At 43.4% G+C, this 22,060-nt stretch carries 19 protein-coding genes and 4 tRNA genes; 8 read left to right on the top strand and 15 right to left on the bottom strand.

Features of this window, described 5'->3' with window-relative positions:
- Positions 1–3 precede the first annotated feature (3 nt).
- Entirely contained in the window at positions 4–1,182 is a 1,179-nt protein-coding gene (locus ACYVAA_RS06115) for an Ig-like domain-containing protein (protein WP_460539540.1), read from the bottom strand.
- A 263-nt stretch (positions 1,183–1,445) separates the two neighbouring features.
- The gene (locus ACYVAA_RS06110) at positions 1,446–2,741 is read right to left on the bottom strand and encodes a UDP-N-acetylmuramoyl-tripeptide--D-alanyl-D-alanine ligase (RefSeq protein WP_460539538.1); all 1,296 of its coding nucleotides are present in this window, start codon (positions 2,739–2,741) and stop codon (positions 1,446–1,448) included.
- Positions 2,742–2,973: 232 nt separating this feature from the next.
- On the opposite strand from ACYVAA_RS06110, the gene ACYVAA_RS06105 reads away from it, so the two are divergent.
- Entirely contained in the window at positions 2,974–5,100 is a 2,127-nt protein-coding gene (locus tag ACYVAA_RS06105) for a T9SS type A sorting domain-containing protein (RefSeq protein WP_460539536.1), read from the top strand.
- Between the two features lie 161 nt (positions 5,101–5,261).
- Here the strand turns inward: ACYVAA_RS06105 and ACYVAA_RS06100 are convergent, their stop codons facing one another.
- The 4 genes from ACYVAA_RS06100 to ACYVAA_RS06085 form a co-directional block, all read right to left on the bottom strand.
- Positions 5,262–6,056, bottom strand: a complete 795-nt coding sequence (locus tag ACYVAA_RS06100; protein ID WP_460539534.1) for a nitrilase family protein — start codon at positions 6,054–6,056, stop codon at positions 5,262–5,264.
- A gap of 119 nt (positions 6,057–6,175) precedes the next feature.
- Positions 6,176–6,730 carry a peptide deformylase gene (gene def, locus ACYVAA_RS06095; protein ID WP_460539532.1) on the bottom strand — a complete coding sequence of 185 codons (555 nt, stop codon included), beginning with the start codon at positions 6,728–6,730 and terminating at the stop codon, positions 6,176–6,178.
- Complete coding sequence (gene ruvX, locus ACYVAA_RS06090; protein ID WP_460539530.1) at positions 6,727–7,140, bottom strand: RuvX/YqgF family protein; 414 nt, start codon at positions 7,138–7,140, stop codon at positions 6,727–6,729. The genes def and ruvX overlap by 4 nt, the downstream gene beginning before the upstream one ends.
- Positions 7,141–7,899 (bottom strand): hemerythrin domain-containing protein, encoded by a 759-nt coding sequence (locus ACYVAA_RS06085; protein ID WP_460539528.1) that lies wholly within the window; start codon positions 7,897–7,899, stop codon positions 7,141–7,143.
- Positions 7,900–8,099: 200 nt separating this feature from the next.
- Here ACYVAA_RS06085 and ACYVAA_RS06080 point away from each other — a divergent pair, with 200 nt between their 5' ends.
- Positions 8,100–9,749: a S41 family peptidase gene (locus ACYVAA_RS06080; RefSeq protein ID WP_460539546.1), complete on the top strand. Its 1,650-nt coding sequence runs from the start codon at positions 8,100–8,102 to the stop codon at positions 9,747–9,749.
- Between the two features lie 74 nt (positions 9,750–9,823).
- Here ACYVAA_RS06080 and ACYVAA_RS06075 read toward each other — a convergent pair whose 3' ends face one another.
- On the bottom strand, positions 9,824–10,060 hold the full coding sequence (locus ACYVAA_RS06075; protein ID WP_460539526.1) for a hypothetical protein: 237 nt from the start codon (positions 10,058–10,060) through the stop codon (positions 9,824–9,826).
- A gap of 7 nt (positions 10,061–10,067) precedes the next feature.
- Here ACYVAA_RS06075 and ACYVAA_RS06070 point away from each other — a divergent pair, with 7 nt between their 5' ends.
- The 4 genes from ACYVAA_RS06070 to araA all read left to right on the top strand — a co-directional run bounded on the left by ACYVAA_RS06070 (position 10,068) and on the right by araA (position 14,912).
- Positions 10,068–10,460, top strand: a complete 393-nt coding sequence (locus ACYVAA_RS06070; RefSeq protein WP_460539524.1) for a VOC family protein — start codon at positions 10,068–10,070, stop codon at positions 10,458–10,460.
- A gap of 208 nt (positions 10,461–10,668) precedes the next feature.
- Positions 10,669–11,382, top strand: coding sequence for an NUDIX hydrolase (locus tag ACYVAA_RS06065; protein WP_460539522.1), 714 nt, complete (start codon positions 10,669–10,671; stop codon positions 11,380–11,382).
- A 114-nt stretch (positions 11,383–11,496) separates the two neighbouring features.
- Positions 11,497–13,371, top strand: coding sequence for an SLC5/6 family protein (locus ACYVAA_RS06060; RefSeq protein ID WP_460539520.1), 1,875 nt, complete (start codon positions 11,497–11,499; stop codon positions 13,369–13,371).
- 38 nt (positions 13,372–13,409) lie between these two features.
- A complete protein-coding gene (araA, locus tag ACYVAA_RS06055) occupies positions 13,410–14,912 on the top strand; it encodes an L-arabinose isomerase (RefSeq protein WP_460539518.1) in 1,503 nt (500 codons plus the stop codon).
- 172 nt (positions 14,913–15,084) lie between these two features.
- Here the strand turns inward: araA and ACYVAA_RS06050 are convergent, their stop codons facing one another.
- The 6 genes from ACYVAA_RS06050 to ACYVAA_RS06025 all read right to left on the bottom strand — a co-directional run bounded on the left by ACYVAA_RS06050 (position 15,085) and on the right by ACYVAA_RS06025 (position 19,010).
- A complete protein-coding gene (locus ACYVAA_RS06050) occupies positions 15,085–16,728 on the bottom strand; it encodes a sodium/sugar symporter (RefSeq protein ID WP_460539516.1) in 1,644 nt (547 codons plus the stop codon).
- Positions 16,729–17,172: 444 nt separating this feature from the next.
- On the bottom strand, positions 17,173–18,141 hold the full coding sequence (locus tag ACYVAA_RS06045; RefSeq protein ID WP_460539514.1) for a M20/M25/M40 family metallo-hydrolase: 969 nt from the start codon (positions 18,139–18,141) through the stop codon (positions 17,173–17,175).
- 213 nt (positions 18,142–18,354) lie between these two features.
- Positions 18,355–18,427: transfer RNA gene (locus tag ACYVAA_RS06040), tRNA-Lys, on the bottom strand.
- A 33-nt stretch (positions 18,428–18,460) separates the two neighbouring features.
- Positions 18,461–18,534: transfer RNA gene (locus tag ACYVAA_RS06035), tRNA-Arg, on the bottom strand.
- A 129-nt stretch (positions 18,535–18,663) separates the two neighbouring features.
- Positions 18,664–18,738 (bottom strand) — tRNA-Pro (locus ACYVAA_RS06030).
- A gap of 196 nt (positions 18,739–18,934) precedes the next feature.
- Positions 18,935–19,010: transfer RNA gene (locus tag ACYVAA_RS06025), tRNA-Lys, on the bottom strand.
- Between the two features lie 288 nt (positions 19,011–19,298).
- Between ACYVAA_RS06025 and ACYVAA_RS06020 the strand changes: the two genes are divergently transcribed.
- Positions 19,299–19,913, top strand: coding sequence for a hypothetical protein (locus ACYVAA_RS06020; protein WP_460539512.1), 615 nt, complete (start codon positions 19,299–19,301; stop codon positions 19,911–19,913).
- Between the two features lie 4 nt (positions 19,914–19,917).
- Here ACYVAA_RS06020 and ACYVAA_RS06015 read toward each other — a convergent pair whose 3' ends face one another.
- On the bottom strand, positions 19,918–20,544 hold the full coding sequence (locus ACYVAA_RS06015) for an LON peptidase substrate-binding domain-containing protein (protein WP_460539510.1): 627 nt from the start codon (positions 20,542–20,544) through the stop codon (positions 19,918–19,920).
- Between the two features lie 351 nt (positions 20,545–20,895).
- Here ACYVAA_RS06015 and ACYVAA_RS06010 point away from each other — a divergent pair, with 351 nt between their 5' ends.
- Positions 20,896–21,048 carry a hypothetical protein gene (locus tag ACYVAA_RS06010; RefSeq protein WP_460539508.1) on the top strand — a complete coding sequence of 51 codons (153 nt, stop codon included), beginning with the start codon at positions 20,896–20,898 and terminating at the stop codon, positions 21,046–21,048.
- Between the two features lie 105 nt (positions 21,049–21,153).
- On the opposite strand, the gene ACYVAA_RS06005 is transcribed toward ACYVAA_RS06010, so the two are convergent.
- A complete protein-coding gene (locus tag ACYVAA_RS06005; protein WP_460539506.1) occupies positions 21,154–22,056 on the bottom strand; it encodes a sugar phosphate isomerase/epimerase family protein in 903 nt (300 codons plus the stop codon).
- Positions 22,057–22,060: the final 4 nt, after the last annotated feature.

Below are 22,060 nucleotides of genomic sequence, written 5' to 3'. Positions count from 1 at the left end.
TTGCTACCTGACGAAAATAGTTAAACTGACCGTTTCCAGTGCCCGTACCCCCCATTGTCGAATAACATTTTTTTCCCCATTAAGAATCTTTATTTTATTTTCTTCAGAGCATGTAACCAATATTTCATTAGAAGAAATAAATTTCAACGCTCTGGGGGCACCGCAGGTATAAAATTTCTCCAAAAACTGGCCCTTAGATGAAAACTTTTGGATAGTTCCATTATTTGGTTCTGATATATAAAAATTCCCTGAGCCGTCCACCGTCACATTTTGTGAAAATTTAAATTCACCAGGATTATACCCCTCTTTACCAAAGGAAAGAATTTCGTCATAAGTTCTGGTATAATACCCACTAACTAGTTCCGAAAAACCTCCAAATTCCACTTCAGTGTTAAATGCCCTTACCTTATAATAAATATCCGTTAGTGGAGAATTATATTCCGCGAACACATCAATGTATTCATTTTCCGTAGAAGCTCCTACAAAAACATACTCATTTGTTTCCATATCCAATCTATAGACCTGATAACTATTAGCCCCTGGAACAGGCTGCCACGTTAGGGATATGGAATTCCACGACTCACCCCTTGAAGCTTCAAGGTTCAGAACCTTATCCATATTGGGCTCATTCACAATGTTAATATCGTAGGACACAGTTGTTTCATTCCCCTCTAGGTCACTAGCAATCGCTTTTAATGGATAAACCCCATTTCGATATGAAGATGCATCTACGAAAAACTGAAAGGGTGCTTTGAACAATTCACCTATCAAACTATTATTAAAAAAAAGCTTTACGCTCTTTAACCCCTCATTATCAGAAGCTACTATTTCCACATCAAATGAATCTTTAAAAGTTCCACTATCTGGGGTCATTTTGGATATTACGGGAAATTCATTATCTGGACGATCAATAATTATTAAAGTACTATCAGCACCCATATTCCCTGACACATCAAAGGCAAATAATTTCAAAAAATAGGAACCTTCACCAATCTCTCCTACATCCAGACTCGTTCTCTGAGTAAGTTTGTAAAAATCCTTTAGATAATACTCTCCCAGATAAACTGAAATCGAATCTATATTTTCTTCTTCGATATTATATATCAAATCAAAAACCTGACCAACAACGTCATATTTCACAGGCTCCAAAATTGTTACTGACGGAGGTATATTATCTATCATCTCTTCCTCCTCACACGACAATAGTACCAAAAAGAACAATAAACTCAAGCCACTTAAGAAAATCCGATTCATTATTTTTTATTGAAATTGAAAAAACAAACTGGCCTAAAACTACCAAATCCCCTATAACCAAAAAATACCCCATGTGGGGTATTTTTTTTTAACCTGAAACAATTTCCCGACCGATGCCTTACAATAATTTATGGAACAACAATCCCCAACCTTCAAACCTTCCAATTTTTCAACCTTACAATCTCTTTCCTTTAAATAAACTCCACCAAGCCTTCCAACTTCATCCCCCTGCTGCCTTTGATCAGGATCAAATGGTCTTCCAACCGGGAGTCGGCAAGCCAGTTTCTGAGACTAAAGGGATCGGGGAAGTACAAACCTCTAGGGGCCTTTAAAAGTGCATTTTGCACCAGCTCTCCGGTAAAGCAGATTTTATCGATATCGTATTCACTGACCCACTCCCCAAGCTTTTTGTGCTCTTCGGCCGCACTTTCACCCAGTTCATACATATCCCCTAAAATCACCATTTTATAAGGTTTTCCGGTCATTTTACCAAAGGTCCGGATCGCCTGCTCCATGCTGCTGGGATTGGCATTATAGGCATCCAGCACTATAAGGTTACTGCGCTTCTCGATCAGCTGGGAACGCATATTGCCCGGAGTATAGTTACTTACCGCATCGATCGCCTCTTCTTCCTCTATTCCAAAAAATCTCCCCACCGTCAACGCAGTGGCAATATTTTCAAAATTATACCCCCCCAGCATCTTGGTCTGATGCTCCTGCCCATCATCAGTCTTGATCTTCACAAATGGATTGGCCTCTACCAGCTCACAATGATAATCATCCCCCTGAGAGGGATAGGTCACGGGATTATCCATACGCTTGATCATATTGGCCAGCACGGGGTTTTGACTGTTGACAAATATCTTCCCTTTGTGACTGATCAGAAACTGGTACAATTCGGTCTTTGCCCTCAGCACCCCCTCAAAACCTCCGAATCCTTCCAGATGCGCCCTACCGATATTGGTGATCAAACCATGGGTGGGTTCGGCAATTTCACAGAGTTCGGCGATGTCCCCCACCTTGTTGGCCCCCATTTCCACTATCCCCATTTCCGTACTTTCATCCATGGCCAACAGCGTCAATGGCACCCCTATATGGTTGTTCAGGTTGCCGACCGTTGCATAAGTTTTGTACTTTTTGCTCAGCACCGCATTGACCAGTTCTTTGGTGGTCGTTTTCCCATTGCTCCCCGTGATCGCCAAAAAAGGGATATCCAATTGCTTGCGATGGTAATTGGCCAATTCCTGAAGAGCCTTTAACACGTCCTCCACCAAAAAGTAGCGTTCATCCCCTTCTTTCTTGTAGGCTTCTTCATCGATCACCGCTACTGACGCTCCCATTTCCAGTGCTTTGGCAGCAAAAGCATTGGCATTGAAATTCGGTCCCTTCAGGGCAAAAAAGATATTGCCTTGCCCAATTTTGCGGGTATCAGTACTAACTCCGGTAGAGTTCTTGAAAAGCGTATAAAGAGATTCGACGGTTAACATTAATGAAAATTGCTGCTAATTCTTTTACTTATATAATCCAATAATTAATTCTTTTTGCCTATTTAAGGACTAGTCCCTCAAATTTAAGAAAAAAGAAATTCGTGAAAATCCGTGTAATTCGTGGACTCCCATAATTAAATTTTCTCCCAAAATAAACGATTCCCCTACATCTTTAGGCAACATTGTTCGTTTAATTTTAAATGAAAAACAAAGTTTCCCCATCTTTGCCCCTATGAAATACCTTTTACTCTTCAGCCTACTTGTTTTCTACTTTTCCAGCTTTGCCCAGAAAACGTACCAATTTGCTGAAAAGACGGTCAGGCAAAACGAGCAGACCTTGACCATGCCCTTTGCAGGAGGCATCAATGCCGCCCAGATCCAAACCATGGATGTTAATGGAAATGGGCTGGAAGAATGGGTGATTTGGGACATCAATTCGCGCAATATCAAAGTGTTCGAAAATCAAAACGATGAATTCCATTACCTTCCTTATATGCCCCAATATTTCCCGGACGATGTGAGCGGCTTTTTGGTCTTGGCAGACTTTGATGCAGATGGCAAAAAAGACCTTTTTACCAGTACCCCTTTTGGCATCAAAGCTTATCGAAACACCAGCAAGACCGGGGACAGCGTTCCCTCATGGGAGGTGGTCGAAACCTTCCTCAAATTGGAAAACGGCACCAACTTCCAGGCGAATAACCTGGATGTACCCGCCATACAGGATATCGATGGGGACGGTGATCTGGACATTGTCACCTTTAATTTTGCCGCTGGAGACTACTTGGAATATTACCAAAACACCAGCGTGGAAAGAACCGGCAGCCCTGGAATTGACGGTTTTGCCGCTTCCCAAATCCGCTGGGGAAATTTTGAATTCTGCGGCTGTGGCAATTTCTCCTTTGGACAGACCTGTCAGGGCAACCCCATTTCCAGAAAAATACCAGGAGATGAAAACAGTGCCATTCTGCACTCAGGAGGACATTCCATTTTGTTAAAGGACTTTAACGACGACGGGCTACTGGATATAGTCATGGGGCAGGATGAGTGCAACACGCTTTACTATTTGCCCAACGTAGGCTCCAACACCGCCCCAATTTTCAACAGCTTCAGTACCTCATTGCCAGGCATGGGCCCATTTCCCCAGTTTCCTCTTTTCCACGTGGCACAAACACCCGAGGACCGTTTCCTGATTTCTACCAACAGCTCGGAAACTACGCTTACCGCCAATATTGACTTTGCACAAAGCATCTATCAACTCAACAAAAACAGTAATCCTGCCTTGATCACTGCTTCTTTCTTGCAGGAGGATATGATTGATTTAGGAGAAAACAGTAGACCTTTTTTTAAGGGCAATTACAGCGATGGAACGCTCATTGTCACTGCAAATACTATAAAAGAGAGCAAGCCTGTAGGACAGGCTTTTCGGTACCACTGGACAAACAATGGTATGGAATTGATGGAAAGCGACTACCTTGACCTTTCTTCCCTCAACTTAACCGAATTGCAATATGTAGAATACACCTCCACGGATCAGAATAATTATTTGTTTATTTCAGGGACGGAAATTGAAGATTTTATCCTAATACGAAAACTGTATTTCGCCCCAAATCTTCAGGTCGGGCAGCTGACCGAAATTGAGCTACCCAACATCATCCTTCGCCCTAATGATCACTTCGAGTTTTTCAGGTCAAATGGAGAAGACTTCCTTTTGCTTGCCAGGCAGACCGGAGAGCTAAGGAGATACAAGGTCACTTTTGGGGAAAAAGTGGAATTTGAGCTCCTTGATGAAAACTATCTGGGCTTTACGGACAATCCCAGCAGTAGAAACTTGGTGGTCAAAACAGCCCTGGTAAATGGACAGCTGGACCTGTTCGCCGTCGACCAACAAGGAATACTTAACCATATTTCCGATTTCATTCACTCCGCTACCCAAACTTCCGTTTTGCTGGACATGCCCGATGGCAGCAAAAAAACCAGCAAACTGGGCAGAAATACTTGGATAGCCGCGCTACCAGAAGTCTTTGGAGCCAAAACCCATCTGATATTGGGAAACAGGGCCGGTGGATTGCAGCTTCTTGAAGACAGCGCCAACGGAAGCACCCCTCCTTCCGGGGAAGGGCTAAAAGTCAGCCTTTACCCTAATCCAGTGGCTGACAATACTCCTTTAAAAATCATCGCCAATGAAAGCGGGCAGGCCAGGTTGATCAATTCATTGGGCCAGCTTATCCACAATAACATTTCAATTGAGGCCGGTATCCCTCAAGAAATAACGACCAGCACACTCGCCAGTGGACTTTATTTTGTTGAATTCATTAGCGGTTCCGGTAAGCGCATTACCAAAAAGCTGATTGTTTATTAAGCCTGTTTCAACTTCGCCCCCCCCTTCTTCAAATTGAAGATTTGTTCCGCATTACAGCTGACGGAACAACTTCTCACTTCGGCCATCGTACTTCAAACTTAGTACTTCGTACTTTCTTGAATCATTCATCATTCGACATTGAACATTCAATATTCCACGTTTCATCCCCTCAGCTCAAACTCATCTGCATCCCTCCAGGCAGGAAATTTCTCCCGATAGCGGTCCAATGCCTTTTTGTCTAACTCCAGCACCAGAACATCCTCTTTTTCCTCAGCAAATGCCAGGCTTTGCCCCTTAAAATCATAGGCTCCAGAATGTCCTGAATAAGCGATACCGTTTCCATCCGTGCCCACACGGTTTACCCCAACGGAATAGCACAGGTTTTCAATGGCCCTGGCCTTGAGCAATGCATCCCACGCGCTGTCCCGTGCTGCGGGCCAAGAAGCAATATAAAACACCAAATCATATTCCATTTCTCCTTCAGCATTGGCCCCATTTCGGGACCACACGGGGAATCTCAGGTCATAGCATACTTGTGGAAAGATCTTCCAGCCTTTTAAATCCACCACCAACCTTTTCTCGCCCATACTGTAGTGGTGATCCTCTTTGGCCATTCTAAATAAGTGGCGTTTGTCATAGTGTCTCACCTCCCCATCAGGACTGACCCAAAGCAAACGGTTAAAATACTTTTTCTCCTCCTTGATAATCACACTGCCGGTAACTACAGCTTTTGTTTGGGCGGCCATCTGCTGTAACCACTTGGTGGTCGTAAAATTCATAAGTTCCGCAAGGGCCTCCGCATCCATAGAAAAGCCGGTTGGAAACATTTCAGGAAGGATAATCAAGTCCACCTTGCCCTGCAAAGACCAAAGCTTCTCTTCCAGCATGGCCAGGTTGGCTTCCCTATCCTGCCAATATAAATCCGTTTGGACCAAAGCGACGCTTAAATTTTCCATCTTAACTCCCTTTATATTAATCTTAATTTTTTCATTGATACAAGGCTATAAAAGTCTGCTAAACAAAAAAGTTGACCGGATTACCTCGGTCAACTTCTCTATTTATGATTTTGTACTGCTTACCTTACAGGATAGATCATCCTATAATCCGTCGGCACCTTGCCTTTACTGACATCGATCAGCTTACTCTTGACCAACCTCTTCTTCAATCCCTTGATATAATCGATAAACAATATCCCTTCCAGGTGATCGTATTCATGCTGGATCACTCGGGCAGTCATCCCGCTGAACTCTTCCTCCTGTAGTTTCCAATTTTCGTCAAAGTATTCAATGGTCAGTTTCTCCGGACGGATCACCTCCGCACGGACATCAGGGATACTCAAACAGCCCTCTTCAAAGCCATAGTCATCGCCATACTCATCAAGGATGATTGGGTTGATAAATGCCCTGCGAATTCCCTTTTCCTCACTTTCCTCATCCAGCATTAAGTTACTGTCAATGACAAACAAGCGAATGCCTTTATTGATTTGCGGAGCAGCCAATCCCACACCATTGGCGTGGTCCATGGTATCAAACATATCCGAAATCAGCTCATTTATATCTTCTCCTTCATGGATTTCTTCTGCTTCTTTTTTCAATATCGGATTGCCGTATGCTACTATCGGATATATCATATTTGATCTAAATAGGTTTGTAATATTATGGCTGCACTGATTTTGTCCAGATTGCCTGATTTTTCTTTTCTGTCCTTCTTTTTACTGCCCATGGCAATCATGCTTTGCATGGCCATCTTAGAAGTAAACCGCTCATCTACTAAAACAACCTTCTTATCAGGATAGTTTTTGGCAAGCTTCTCTTTCAATCTAATGGCCGGCTGGGTCATTTGTGTATCACTGCCGTCCATGGATTTTGGATACCCCACCACAATGGCTTCCACCTCTTCCTTGGCCATATAATCCTTCAGATAATTGTCCAAATCCATGGTACGGATGGTCTCCAAAGGGTTGGCTGTAATCTTTAGTATGTCTGTAACCGCCAAGCCCGTCCTTTTTGTTCCCAAATCTATCGCTATTACCCTGCCCATTTAGTTCATTTTTATGGTACTGATGATCTTTCTCTTCACTTCTTTCTCCAACTCAATCGCCTTGGGAAACAGAAGTTCATTTTCAATGCGCGCATGAATGATCAATTCTTTTTCAAAATTCTGCAGTTCATGATAAAGCACTTTGATAGAAGTGGGGGCATGGTCCTCAAGCTGGTAGCCATTGGTAAGTTTCCTGATTCCCTCCATCTCGTCATCATGGGCTTCATGTTCCTCCGCTAAGCCCGCAATCGAGGGCTGGTGAAGCACTTTGATCGCCTCTTCCAAACGGAAAAAATGATTTTCTACCTTTTGAAGGGTCTTTATCCTATTGAAGAGGGTATTTTCTTCCTCATGGATATGGTGGATAAAATCATCCACAAAGAGCGGAAATAGGAGCCGTAAATCCGCCAAGAGCTGCTCGTACTTCCCACTCGTTTTTACACCGCTGATGATATTGGAAAGAAAAGGAAGTTCATGCCTGAGAAAAAAATGGTGTTTGTTCTTTAGGTACTCTACCAAAACCTCAATGGGATGCAGGTAAAGGTCCTCTTTACTCGGCTCTCTTCTCCACACCCTTGCTTCCAGCTCATTGATCAACTGCTGCGGATCGATCCTAAACTTTTTGCATACATCTTCCAATGATTGCTGCTCATACTCATAGAAACGAATGCCAAAATAATGCAACACACCGGCAAAGACATAATTCTCCTGAACCAAGTCTCCAATTGATCGTTTCCTTATGTAAGCGTGTTGAGCCATGTTAGAAGCAAAAGTAAAATTTTTTCGGGTAAAAACAGGTGGTTTGGTTTACCTAAATTGATTTTATTGCGTTTATTAAAACGAAGTAGTAGGAAAACATGTTAAATTGTATATTTGAAGATTAGTAAAGATCTGAACCTTGTATCAAAATTATAAATGAGGATATCGTGAGCGAAGAAAAAAACACTTCACGTCCAGACGTGAGCACCCCAAAAAACACAAAAGCACAAATCAGACTCCCTATCATCCTTGCCTTGGCTATTTCTGCCGGTATTTGGATTGGGGCCACTTTTGCTGAACCCAAGTCTGACCATAATGACCTAAAAGCCGCACTTTATAAACTGCAGGAAATCATCACCTATATTGACAGGGACTATGTGGACACCGTCAATACCACCAAACTGGTAGAACACGGCATTGAAAAAATGCTGGAAGAACTTGATCCCCATTCCAGCTACATCCCTGCTAAAGACGCCGATCTGGCGCAAAGCCAGTTGGATGGAGAATTTGATGGCATCGGCGTGGAATTCGGTATTCTAAGAGACACCATCTATGTGGTGGCACCACTTACCGGAGGGCCTTCTGAAAAACTGGGCATTCAATCCGGAGACCAGATCATTAAGGTAGACGGCGAAACAGTGGCCGGCACGGGTGTGACCAACAGGGATGTATTTGACCTTTTGAGAGGCCCCAAAGGAACTGTCGTCAATGTTTCCATCAAACGAAAGCACCATAAGGAGCTGATTGACTATGCGATCACCAGGGACAAGATCCCTCAATACAGCATCAATGCTTCCTATATGATCAATGATGATATTGGATACATCAAAATCACCCGGTTTGCTGCCACCACCTATGACGAATTCAAAAAGTCATTGGAGGACTTAAAGGCGCAAGGCATGTCCAAACTTGTCCTTGACCTACAGGGAAATCCTGGAGGATATATGGGGGCAGCCATCAATATTGCCGATGAGATCCTGGCCGACAACGCGATGATCGTCTCCCAAAAGGGCAAGGTCAACCGGTACAACCAAAAGGCTTTTGCCATGCGTCCCGGGGTATTTGAAAACGGCTCAGTAGTAGTCCTGATCAACGAAGGCAGTGCTTCAGCCTCGGAAATTGTGGCAGGTGCGCTACAGGACAATGACCGAGGCTTGATCGTGGGAAGAAGGTCATTTGGTAAAGGCCTTGTACAGATGCCCATTGATTTGGCAGACGGTGCAGAGCTCCGATTGACCATTGCAAGGTATTACACCCCTTCCGGCAGGTCCATCCAAAAACCTTATGGTGAAAATTCCGAGGATTACAATATGGATTGGATCAACCGGTTTGAGCATGGAGAATTCTTCAGCGCAGACAGCATCCATTTCAATGATTCGCTAAAATATGAAACAGTAAAAGGCCGAACCGTTTATGGTGGTGGGGGAATCATGCCCGACTACTTTGTCCCCATGGACACTACCATGACCAGCGCTTATGTCAACAGGTTATTCGGTACTGATTCGCACAGGGAATTTATCTTGGATTACTTAGAGGACAACAAAAAGAAATTCGAAAAAATGACTTTCGAAGAATACTATAATGACTTCGACATCTCTGACAAAATGCTGAACCAACTTGTTGCCATCGGAGAGCAAAACAAGGTCAAGTTTGATAAAGTCGATTTTGACAAGTCCAAATCTTACTTAAAGATCCTCCTGAAAGCCCACATGGGAAGAAATATTTTTGATGACAACGCCTTCTACAAGGTCATCAATGATGTCAATGAAATTTACCTTCAAGGCATTAAGCTCTTTGACGAGGCAGAAAGGTTGGCATTTAATAGGCAAGAAGCCGAATCCATCGAATAAAATATTGAAGGGCTGCTTTATTGAAAGCAGCCCTTTTTCTTTACCTTTTGTCTTAATATGGCCTCAGACCTTATCTAAAAACGGGCTAGTTGGGACGGAAACACGCTCACTACGCTTAGCTTAGGCCAATCATTAGGCTCAATTGTTCCCAAAGCCCAATATTTCCCACTTCGGAAATAGATTCTCAGTACTTCGCTGACCACTTTTCTATTTTTTCCTTTATATTGGCCACCAAGTTTTTGCAAAACCACACTTCCATCTATTCCTATGAAAAACCTATTGACATTTATCACCATAGTATTGTTATCCATAATCAGTATGAGCACCTACAGCCAGACCAAGCTAAACCATATCGCTGTTTATGTAAAAGACTTAAAATCAAGCACCGAATTTTATGAGGATTTTCTGGGTTTAAAAGAAATTGAGGAGCCTTTTAAAGATGGGCTACACGCTTGGTACGATATCGGAGGGGGGCAGCTGCATCTTATCGAAAAACAGCCATGGACCGATCCTACCATCAACAAAATCAATCACCTCTGCTTCAGCATGGAAGACCTTGACGGTTTTATAGACAAGCTGAAGGAAAATAATATATCCTTTGAAGACTGGCCTGGAGTAAAAGGGAAAATAAATATGCGACCGGATGGTATTCGCCAGATCTATATCCAAGACCCCAATGGATACTGGATAGAAGTAAATGACGAGCATTGATACAACTGGAGACTGGGAACATTAGCGGTGAGCTAGTGGCCTTTGACCTCCTATAAATCCCTCAGGCTGCTGCACCAAGTTTGAGTGCACATCTGGTTTATAATAAAAATAATATTTAGTTTTACACGCTTAACTATTAAGTTGGTAATATAACAATAATCCCAAACAACGTTTTTGCGGGGTCTACTACGATCTATTTTCTGGAACCATGATCAAATATTCAAATCAAACGAGAATCCTTACCGCCATTGACTGTATCATTTTTGGTTTTGATGGCTCTGACTATAAATTACTGTTGATCCAAAGAGGTTTTGCTCCAGAAAAGGAAAAATGGAGTCTGATGGGAGGATTCCTTCAGCCAGAAGAATCTCTGGATGATGCTGCCAACAGGGTCTTAAAAAAACTGACCGGTCTGGAAAATGTTTACATGGAGCAGCTGCACACCTTTAGCCGCCCGGACAGGGATCCTGTGGAAAGAACCATCGCGGTGGCATATGTGGCGCTGATAGATATCCAAAAATACCAAAAGCAGATCAGCGACAAGTTCCATGCCCACTGGTTTTCAATGAACGAGCTACCCCACTTAATCTTCGACCACGAAGAGATGGTAGAAATGGCCAAAAGCAGGCTAAGGTACAAAGCGGCCCTTCATCCCATTCTTTTTGAACTGCTACCCAAAAAGTTTACATTGCCGCATCTGCAGGCCATGTATGAGAACCTTTATGAGACCAAAATCGACAAACGTAACTTTACCAGAAAGGTGCTCTCCACCAATATCCTGATCAAAGAAAAGGATAAAGACAAAACAAGTTCTAAAAAGGGTGCCTTCTACTACAGAATCGACAAAAGCAAGTACAAGGACCAATTCCAGACGGTATTAAACTTCATTCCCAGGAATGAAATGCCGGGCGCAAATGAGTAATTTTTTACTCATTATTTTTTTTTTCAATTTTTTAGGTGTAAATATGACACTTAAATCAATTTAAGCTAAATTCATCTTGGCGAAATCTTTAACATAAACCCTCTTTTCATTATCATGACAGTAGGATTTTCGACATTGGATTATGTCATTTTCGTAATTTATGCCCTGGCGATTGTCAGCGTAGGGCTCTGGGTATCCAGGTCAAAGAAGGGCTTGGAAAAAACAGCTCAGGAATATTTCCTGGCAGACAAATCGTTAACGTGGTGGGCGGTAGGAGCATCCCTCATTGCCGCCAACATTTCGGCAGAGCACTTTATAGGCACCTCAGGATCAGGCTTTGCCATTGGTCTGGGGATAGCAGCCTACGAATGGATCGCGGCCATTGCACTGATCATCGTCGCCAAATATTTCCTTCCCATTTTCTTGGAGCACGGCACCTATACCATGCCACAGTTCCTCAGCGAAAGATTCAATAAGGGAGTAAGTACTGCCTTTGCAGTATTCTGGCTATTGGTATACGTATTTGTGAACCTGACTTCTGTTAGCTATTTAGGCGCCCTGGCCATGGATAAAATCATGGGTGTACCCCTCCAATACGGCATCATTGGGCTTTTGGTCTTTTCAGGCATTTACTCCATCTACGGGGGACTGGAAGCAGTGGCTTGGACCGATGTGGTACAGGTAGTTGTTTTGGTAGGAGGAGGACTGGTCACCACTTTTCTGGCGCTTGATGCGGTGGGAATGGGAGACGGTATTATTGCTGGTATGGGCAACCTCTACCGAGACGCCAGAGACCACTTTGTGATGATCATGCCGCAAGGACAGGTAATGGTTCCTGACGGCGCAGGAGGAGAGCGCGATGCCTTTCAGGACCTACCGGGGCTTGCGGTGATTTTAGGAGGAATGTGGTTGACCAACCTGGGTTACTGGGGCTTTAACCAATACATCATCCAAAAAGGTTTGGCCGCCAAAAGCATCAATGAAGCCAAGAGAGGCTTGATCTTCGCGGGATACCTAAAAATCCTTATGCCCATCATCGTGGTCATTCCCGGTATTGCAGCCTATGTCCTGGTCAACGACTATTCACCAGAACAGCTTTCCGCTTTGCTCAACATGCCGGCGGAGCACATAGGCGCCATTCAAAAATCCGATGAAGCCTACCCTTGGTTACTGAAAAACTTCGTTCCTGACGGTATTAGGGGACTTGCATTTGCCGCTCTAGCAGCAGCCATTGTTTCCTCTTTGGCGTCCATGATCAACAGTACCTCCACCATTTTCACCATGGACATTTACAAAGTCTATTTCAAGCCCAATGCAAACAACCATGAAATGGTAAAGACCGGCAGGATCGTGGCTGTAGTTGCCTTGTTGATCGCCATGTACGTAGCACCAAAACTTGCATCCTTGGACCAGGTCTTCCAATATATCCAAGAATACACCGGTTATATCTATCCGGGCGTTGTGGTGGTATTCGGTATGGGGCTGCTTTGGAGACAGGCAACGGCAAATGCAGCACTATGGACCGCCATTGCCACCATACCAGCAGGTATTGTTTTCAAAGTGTTTTATCCCGAAATGCCGTTTCTCCTTAGAATGGGCTATGTATTCATTATCCTGTGCTTTATAGCTTCCCTTATCAGTTTTGCGGAGAGAAAGCAGTTCTCCAATCCTGATCATAAATCCGGAAAAGAGGCCGTCAAAGCAGTAGCCTCCAGCTATTTCTTCATCTTCTTGGGATTAATCTGTGCCATACTTGGCTTTGCCCTGTTCGACAGTTACGCTTACCTTGGCATAGAATCCATCTTTATGATCGGAGCGCTCTTCCTGATGCTGGGCATCATACTTTATACCAACATCAAAATGTCCACCGCAGATCCAAAATCATTCAACATAGATCCTCAACTTTTCAATACTGCCACTCCGTTTAACATTGGCGCTGCAGGCTTGGTATTGATTGTGGGCCTATTGTATTATTTCTTTTGGATGTAATTTGACAGAAAGAACAGAAACAAATTGAAAGAGTAAATATGAAAAACTTAAAAGAAAACGAGGTTTGGTTTATCACCGGTAGCCAGCACCTTTATGGAGAGGAAACCCTCCGTCAGGTGGCCGAGCATGCCCAAATCATCGCGCAGGAGCTCAACAAATCGGCTAAAATCTCTGTAAGTACGGTATTTAAGCCGATTGTAAAGACCACAGAGGAGATCTTTGCCGTGATCCAGGAGGCCAATCAGGCCCCGAACTGTATTGGGGTCATCACTTGGATGCACACCTTTTCTCCTGCAAAAATGTGGATCAACGGATTAAAGGTACTTCAAAAGCCTTTGCTTCACCTCCACACGCAATACAACCAGGACATCCCTTGGAACTCTATCGACATGGATTTCATGAACCTGAACCAAAGTGCCCACGGAGACAGGGAATTCGGTTTTATGACCTCCAGGATGAAAGTCAACAGAAAAGTGGTAGTGGGTCACTGGAAAGACGAAGAAGTACATGGTCAAATCGATGTCTGGGCAAGGGCTGCCAGCGGCTGGCATGACTGGCAAGGAGCCAAATTTGCCCGCTTTGGAGACAATATGCGCTATGTAGCGGTAACCGACGGGGATAAGGTAGAGGCTGAATTGAGGTTTGGCTTTTCAGTCAACACCTACGCTGTTGGGGATTTGGTCGCCAAGATCGATGCTGTAACCGACGCGCAACTCAAGGCCTTGGTGGAAGAATATGAGGAGAGCTATACCCTAGCTGATGACCTCAAATCCAATGGCAAAAAAAGGCAGTCTTTGTTGGACGCTGCAAAAATCGAGCTCGGAATGCGTGCATTTCTTGAAGAAGGAGGATTCAAAGGCTTCTCTAATACCTTTGAGGACCTTTATGGCATGAAACAACTTCCCGGCATAGCCACGCAGCGTTTAATGGCTGATGGCTATGGATACGCCGGCGAGGGAGACTGGAAAACAGCCGCCCTGGTTCGTGCCATGAAAGTGATGGGCAGCGGCCTAAAAGGCGGCAATGCCTTTATGGAGGATTATACCTACCACTTTGACCCTAACAACAGTTTGGTGCTTGGATCACATATGTTGGAAGTCGATCCTACCCTGGCCAATGGAAAACCTTCATGTGAAGTACACCCACTGGGTATAGGAGGAAAAGAAGATCCCGTAAGACTGGTATTTAACGGGATTGCAGGAGCCGGGTTAAATGCTTCTATAGTGGATTTAGGAAACCGCTTCAGGCTGATCGTCAATGAAGTGGAAGGCGTGGAACCTTTGAAAGACCTGCCCAAGCTACCTGTTGCCAGAGTGATGTGGAAACCTTTGCCGGATATGAAAACAGGCTGCGCCGCTTGGATTTTGGCCGGCGGAGCACACCATACCGGTTTCAGCCAAAGCCTGACTTCCGAACACCTTAATGATTTCGCTACCATGGCAGGGATCGAAAGCGTAAACATTGATAAGGGCACCACCTTAAGAGGAATCCAAAACGAATTAAAGTGGAGCGATGCTTACTTCCACTTTAACCACAAGTAAATAATAGATAAGCGTATTATAAGTTTAAAGGCGGCCTTTTCTTGAAGGTCGCTTTTTTTATGAAGTAAATCAGGCCATCATAAAAAAAGAAAACCACTTTACAGGACTGTTCCCATAAAGTGGTTTTCACACAATGCCCCCTGAAGAGGACATTTTTCTTACTTATTTCTTATTACCAAAACACAGAATATAGTGCCACCAGTATACCGCAGATCAATATTGCTCCAATTTTAAATTTGGTACTTGTTGCAAACAATTCACTGTCCACTTCAATGGCCTTTTTACTGTCTTTTCCTTTTCCTTCGAATAAACTGATCCCAATGATCAAAGCGGACAATACCAAGAACACCACCCCCATTCTATCGATGAACGGAAGGTTCGGCGTGATAAACTTAAATGCGGCTGAGAGCGGAATGGTTAATACCGCTGCTGTCAATGCTGCATTTGAGGTAGTTTTCTTCCAGAAGAATCCAAAGATGAAAATGGCAAATACTCCAGGAGAAACAAATCCGGTATATTCCTGTATGTACTGGAAAGCCTGGTCTAACTGCCTTAGCTGAGGAGCTACAATGGCCGCTATAACAAACGCCACAATGGCTGTGATCCTACCAATGGTCACCTGTTTAGCCTCAGACACCCCTTTATCCACAAATTGACGATAGATATCAATGGTGAAAATCGTAGAAGTACTGTTGGCCATGGAGGCCAAAGAGGACACAATAGCAGCGGTCAAGGCGGCAAAAGCCAGCCCTTTTAGGCCTGCTGGCAGCAGCTGCAACAAAGTAGGGTAAGCCCTATCCGATTTTGGCAGTCCTGTAACTGTATCGGTCATCGATTCAATAAAGGTAAGATCTGTACCTTGCTGTACGATCACATAAGCCGCGATGCCCGGGATCACCACAATTACCGGCATCAATAGCTTCAAGAAACCTGCAAAAATCATCCCCTTCTGTGCTTCGTTGAGGCTCTTGGCCGCCAAAGCACGCTGGGTAATATATTGGTTACATCCCCAATAGTTCAAATTGATAATCCACATTCCACCGATCAATACACTTATACCCGGCAGGTCCAAATACGCATCACGCGTTCCTCCCGTACCATCAGGAATCATCATTTCTCCTCTTTCGATAATCATGGAGAAGTGCTCTGGAGCGGCTTTTCTTAATAAGCCTAGTCCTGCCCAAACATCTCCGTCACCGACGATGGATAAGGCCAGGTAAGTCGTGGCCAAACCACCCGCTACGAGAAACACTACCTGCACTACATCCGTCCAGGCTACCGCTTTCAAACCACCATAGATGGAATAGACCATGGCAAAGAGGGCTAAGCCAGCGATACCATAGGTCATTGGAACTCCCATAATGGTCTCCAAACTTAATGCACCCAGATAAAGCACGGAAGTAAGGTTTACAAAGACGTATATCAATAACCAGAAAACAGCCATTACCGTTCTTACACGGCCATCATATCTTCTGTTAAGGAATTGCGGCATGGTGTAAATACCCTCCTTCAAATAGATAGGGAGGAAGAATATGGCTACGACCAATAGGGTCGCTGCTGCCATCCATTCATAAGTGGAAATCGCCAGTCCAAGAGCAAATCCCGAACCCGACATTCCGATAAATTGCTCCGCAGAAATATTGGAAGCGATCAAAGAGGCTCCTACAGCCCACCAAGGCAAAGCTTTACTCGCTAAAAAATAATCTTTGGAATCTTTGACATGGCCTTTCTTTTCCCGGGATACTACGATCCCTAAGGTAATAATCAAAAGACAGTAGGCCACAAAGACGACGAGATCTAATGTGTCGAAGGTCATTTTTTCAAATTAGGTTTAAATGGTTTTTTATTTGTTTTAAATTGGCGCATAAGTTATTGCTTTTTTTGCAAACTATTGTAAAACATCCTAAACGTAAAACAACAAAAATCCTTCAATCTTTCTTAATATCTCACCATTCCACCAAAACCTAAAGGCTCAAGTTATTTAGCCTTTCATTTTATCCCAACACCCCGAGTCATAAGCCCCTGTAAACGAACAAACAAAGCAAAGAGCTGCGACTTAACATATAAAGGACGGCACTAACCCGTTCGATTTTTGTAAGCAGAAAAACAACGTCCACCTTTCCCCTCTTTCATACCATAAAAACAAGCTTTCTAAGTCTCAACAAAGTCTTTCGCACAGTATCCCTGTTCCTCCTAGATTGAAAACAAAAAAAGCGACCCTTTTAGGGATCGCTTAAAGTATTATGCAATTTATAGTTTATCAATCCTGACTAATAAACTTCATATCATACTCCTCTCCGCCTACTTTCAATATGGTTCGGTATATGTATTCAGCTACTCTGACTTCTCCTGGTACATTGATGAGATCCATGGTATCCTCCGGTCTATGGTACTGCGGATGTCCACCTGTATGAATCCCTAAAACAGAGATTCCGGACTTGTAAAAAGACACGTGGTCAGATCCGCCCACGCCACCTGCATGGACAACGGGGTTCAATCCGAGCTCTCTCCCTAGACCGTTCATCAAGTCCACACCACCAGGAAATGTACCGGCACCGCCCATATACACTTGCTCCTGTTCATTAAGCCTGCCAATCATATCCATATTGATCATTAGCTTAATGCTTTCTTTATCCACAGGTAGATGGTCTACAAAATGCTTTGAACCTAACAAACCTTGTTCTTCTGCCCCAAAGGCCACGACAATCACACTTCTCCTCAACATGAACCTATTCCCAACCAGTTTCTCCGCAATCTCCAACAGGGCAGATGTACCACTGGCATTATCATCAGCCCCTGGATGAACTTCGTGACTTCCCGGCTTTTTTGAGGAAGGGCCACCATGTCCCAAATGATCGTAATGGGCTCCTAAAACAATATACTCCTTCTTCAGATGTGGGTCATTCCCCTCTATATACCCCACGACATTCCAGGTTTTGACTTTTTTACCTAGCTTACTGCCCTTTTCCACCCTCAATTCCGCCTCAAACTTCTGCAGGTACTCACCATCAAATGCCTTGACACCTGAACCTTTAAACTCCTGTGAAATATATTTAACGACCCTTCTATTCCCGGCCGTCCCAGGATACCTACCTTTGTTTTTTACCGAAGTCAAAAATTCCAAATGCTCCAAAATCTCGTTTTCCGTAATTTTCAACTCAACTTCCTGAGCCTGTCCGGAAAATACTAACAACCACAAAAACAATGTGCATTTTACAATCTTACTCACCACTCTTTAATTGATTTTATAAATATTCGCTGTACAAAAAGGACTTTCCTGACCTTTTCAAATTAAAACGATGCCAAATGTAGAAAAGTTATTTTTATAAACAGCTATTCACTAAAAACATTTGTATTCCTACCTCCTCAACTTTTCCGCTCGATCTTATCTCCATCTGGAGACATAAACGCAAAAAGCCCGACTCGAAAGTCAGGCTTTAAGTGATCCCGCTGGGGCTCGAACCCAGGACCCATACATTAAAAGTGTATTGCTCTACCAACTGAGCTACGGAATCTTATTAAATAAGCGGAAATCACTTTCCGCTTAGTGATCCTGAAAGGACTCGAACCTTTAACCTACTGCTTAGAAGGCAGTTGCTCTATCCAGTTGAGCTACAGGACCATAAACTCTATCAATTTCTTTAACTTTTCCCAAACTACCGGACTCAAACATTTAACCTTCCCGCCTAAATGCGGGATGCTCTATCCAGTTGAGCTACAGGACCTGTTACTTTGTTGACAAAGTATTTTGTCGGGGTGGCAGGATTCGAACCTGCGACCTCCTGCTCCCAAAGCAGGCGCGATGACCGGGCTACGCTACACCCCGAAATAAATTCTTTTTATCCTCTTTTAGGATACTTCCGCAATTCGTACATACGACCTTCCCGTCTTAAAACGGGGACACGATGACCGGGCTACGCTACACCCCGGAATAAATTGAAGCATTTCACTTTTGAAACTACTTGCTTTATTCATCCAGCTCGCATCCGATTTCTTTAAGAATCGAAGCGCGCTTGAATTATTGGTGATCCCGCTGGGGCTCGAACCCAGGACCCATACATTAAAAGTGTATTGCTCTACCAACTGAGCTACGGAATCATTTTCTCCTTGGCTGAACCTCAAATTGCTCTACCATCCCAATAGTTATCGGGATACGGAATTACTTTATTTCAACCTTCAAAAGCCCTTTCGGCTTCCGATTTTTATCAATTTCGACTTGTTTTTTGTTATATCTTTGTCGTAATTGGACTGCAAATTTAAGAGACCATTTTGAAAATGCCAAACTTCAATCCAATCTTTATTGTAAAATTTTCGATATTTTTAACAATATCATTACAAAGCATTAATTGCCAAGCAAATACAAAAAATCTTTTTTTTGCAGATTCTTTGTTTGCCTCCAAAAACTATACGGAAGCCTTCAAGGTCTATGAAAACATCCTTTATCAAGAAGAGGCTTACTCTCCTGCCATGCTGTTGAAAATGGCCTATATCACGGAAGGCTTGGGAAAAAATGAGGAGGCCACCCTTTACCTGTCCAAGTATTATGATTTTAACCCAAGCCCAAAAGTAACCAGTAAAATCAAAGCCTTAACGGACCAGTCAGACCTCAAAGGCTATGAAGTCTCCGACCAGGCCCAGTTTTTCAAGATCCTTACCGATCATCAGCAGACAATTACCGGAACCATTGCTTTGCTCCTTGTCATATCCCTGATCATCACTGTATCCAAAAACAAAGGCCAAAAACCGAAGTACTATATCCCTAGCCTGATATTACTTCTTCTAGCTTTCATCAGCAACAACTTCCTACAGGCCCCTGAAACAGGAATCATTAAAGAGTCCCCAAGCATCATCATGGATCAACCTACAGCAGCGGGAAAACTTATAGACAAAGTAAACCCTGGCCACAGAGTCATCATCGAATCCTCCGAAGACATCTGGTATCAGGTACAATGGGAAGGCCAAAAAGCCTTCATTAAAAAAAACAGTGTATCTAAACTATAACCGCTCAAAAATCCAAGGGATCGAGCGATCTAAAATGCCCATTCATTTTTATCCTCTCCCTTGCTTTTTCGACACCGCGCACCACTGGCAACATTTTCTTTAAATGCCCCGTGAGGAACTCTATCCTATCGGCCTCCTTCTCCATCAAAAGCAATTGATACTCTTCCTCAATCTTTAAACCAAGCTGATGGGCAAAAGTAAAGGAATCAATAATCCGGGCATCAAGATCCACCTCCGCATGTAACAACCTCAACATTTCCCTCAAATAAAAAATAAACTCCTTGTACTGAACATTGGAAACAATCTCATCATTTTCCAAAAGCTCCACCTCGCCTCCCGCATAAAGTCTATCACCAATAGGATTTTCAAACTTTACGATCCTAAATGGCCTTACCCCTTTGGTTTTGATATCCATCCTCCCATCATCATACTCCTTGTGCACCTCAAGCAATTTTACCATGGTGCCATGGGACATTAGACGATCCGTATAGACACATATTCCAAAATCCAGATTGCTGGCAATACAGTCCTTTACCAACTGTTTATACCTGGGCTCAAAAATATGCAGATTAAGATTTTCTCCTGGAAAAGCAACCAACTTTAAAGGGAATAATGGAATAGTGGTACCCATATCTTATTTATTTTGATTTTATCATAAAAAACCATCTTCACTTTTTAGAGCAGGAATCACTGCTGAGAAATCAGTTTCGGCAATCGCTTCACTTCAAGGCCAGGAAGTTACCGAACGATTACAAACGCTTACCACCTACCCTAAAGTGGATACCCAATGAATCCTCTTAATCTCTTTGGAATTAATGACACAACTGCTTTAAATCCTGCCATCCCTATAAATAGAAACGGAAATCCTCCCTTTAAAAGTCAACATTCCTCAAATAATAAGATAGCGATTTCAGGTACTATAAAAAAATCGGCCCCACTAATCCTTGTGCTGAAACGGTAAATACCGGTCAAAAACAATACGATGATCCCTAATTACGCCAGTAAATTTATTTCGCATGCAGCCCTCGGAGGAGTGGATGCCACAGATCTACCTGGCGTCAGACAGGATTACACGGAATTAAAAATCTTTTCTGCGAGTTGTGGTGTGGTCTCAGCCACGACAGACAAGCTGTGAGAGAGGCTTTCCTAATGGAGTATTACTGGTGTCTTTACGTATATTCAGAGAAACAAAAAGCAGGCCATCTGGGGACCTGCTTTCTATTTCCACTTTGGATTAAGCTTATATCTCTAGTCCTTTCAGGTAGGCCGCATTTTTCTCAGCTGCCTCCATCGGGCTGACTCCTTCGAACTTCTCCTGCTCCACGACATAGTACTTCATGCCGTTATCCATGGCTGTACGCAGCACTTTGGAATAATCAATACTTCCGGTACCTAAAACCGTAGAAGCATCAGATTCGCCCTGCGAAGCCCCTTTCTCTCTATCTTTCACATGACATAACCTAAAGCGGTTTTTGTATTTTTCAAAATAGGCCTCTGGATCTGCCCCGGCAGTAACTGCCCAATAAATATCCAATTCAAAATCCACCAGTTCTGGATCCGTCTCCGCCATCAAAATATCCTGTGGCATTTGTCCCTCTATTTCCTCAAAAGTATACCCGTGATTATGATAAGCAAAACGTAGCCCATTATCCTTACAGATTTTCCCTACTTGGTTAAATCTTTCCGCTACCTTTTTCCACTCGTCAACGGAACTCTGCCCTCCAATGTAGGGACAGATAAGGTATTCCACGCCAATCTCTCCTGCTTCTGCTGCCAACTTTTCTGTATTATCAAAAACATTCGCATGAGAAGCCACGAAATCAAGACCAAGGTCTTCTGTAAAGGCTTTAAATTCGGTATTTTTCATTCCCCAGAAAATCCCCTTTCCGCCATCAAACCCTTCTATCTGGCTGTAACCATAACTGGCTATTTTCTTGATGGCCTCTTGGGCATCATTGGCCATATCTCCTTTTACAGAATACAACTGTATCCCAAACTGAGACAATTTTTCTTTTGCTAATTCAGCAACGGCATCTTCAACTACCTCTGTTTCCTTTTTAGGGGAGGAACAAAACTGCAAGGGCAAAAAAGAACCTGCAGTAAATGCTGCACCTAACTTTAAAAACTTTCTTCTTTCTTTCATTTCA

The organism is Echinicola sediminis, assembly GCF_054777495.1.
This window is presented reverse-complemented; position numbering and strand designations above follow the sequence as displayed.

Excerpts from the sequence above, each read along its gene's own strand:
- ACYVAA_RS06115 (WP_460539540.1), bottom strand. The coding sequence starts at position 1,182 with ATGATAGATAATATACCTCCGTCAGTAACAATTTTGGAGCCTGTGAAA.
- ACYVAA_RS06110 (WP_460539538.1), bottom strand. The coding sequence starts at position 2,741 with ATGTTAACCGTCGAATCTCTTTATACGCTTTTCAAGAACTCTACCGGA.
- ACYVAA_RS06105 (WP_460539536.1), top strand. The coding sequence starts at position 2,974 with ATGAAATACCTTTTACTCTTCAGCCTACTTGTTTTCTACTTTTCCAGC.
- ACYVAA_RS06100 (WP_460539534.1), bottom strand. The coding sequence starts at position 6,056 with ATGGAAAATTTAAGCGTCGCTTTGGTCCAAACGGATTTATATTGGCAG.
- def (WP_460539532.1), bottom strand. The coding sequence starts at position 6,730 with ATGATATATCCGATAGTAGCATACGGCAATCCGATATTGAAAAAAGAA.
- ruvX (WP_460539530.1), bottom strand. The coding sequence starts at position 7,140 with ATGGGCAGGGTAATAGCGATAGATTTGGGAACAAAAAGGACGGGCTTG.
- ACYVAA_RS06085 (WP_460539528.1), bottom strand. The coding sequence starts at position 7,899 with ATGGCTCAACACGCTTACATAAGGAAACGATCAATTGGAGACTTGGTT.
- ACYVAA_RS06075 (WP_460539526.1), bottom strand. The coding sequence starts at position 10,060 with ATGGATAACAATACTATGGTGATAAATGTCAATAGGTTTTTCATAGGA.
- ACYVAA_RS06070 (WP_460539524.1), top strand. The coding sequence starts at position 10,068 with ATGAGCACCTACAGCCAGACCAAGCTAAACCATATCGCTGTTTATGTA.
- ACYVAA_RS06065 (WP_460539522.1), top strand. The coding sequence starts at position 10,669 with ATGATCAAATATTCAAATCAAACGAGAATCCTTACCGCCATTGACTGT.
- ACYVAA_RS06060 (WP_460539520.1), top strand. The coding sequence starts at position 11,497 with ATGACAGTAGGATTTTCGACATTGGATTATGTCATTTTCGTAATTTAT.
- araA (WP_460539518.1), top strand. The coding sequence starts at position 13,410 with ATGAAAAACTTAAAAGAAAACGAGGTTTGGTTTATCACCGGTAGCCAG.
- ACYVAA_RS06050 (WP_460539516.1), bottom strand. The coding sequence starts at position 16,728 with ATGACCTTCGACACATTAGATCTCGTCGTCTTTGTGGCCTACTGTCTT.
- ACYVAA_RS06015 (WP_460539510.1), bottom strand. The coding sequence starts at position 20,544 with ATGGGTACCACTATTCCATTATTCCCTTTAAAGTTGGTTGCTTTTCCA.
- ACYVAA_RS06010 (WP_460539508.1), top strand. The coding sequence starts at position 20,896 with ATGATCCCTAATTACGCCAGTAAATTTATTTCGCATGCAGCCCTCGGA.
- ACYVAA_RS06005 (WP_460539506.1), bottom strand. The coding sequence starts at position 22,056 with ATGAAAGAAAGAAGAAAGTTTTTAAAGTTAGGTGCAGCATTTACTGCA.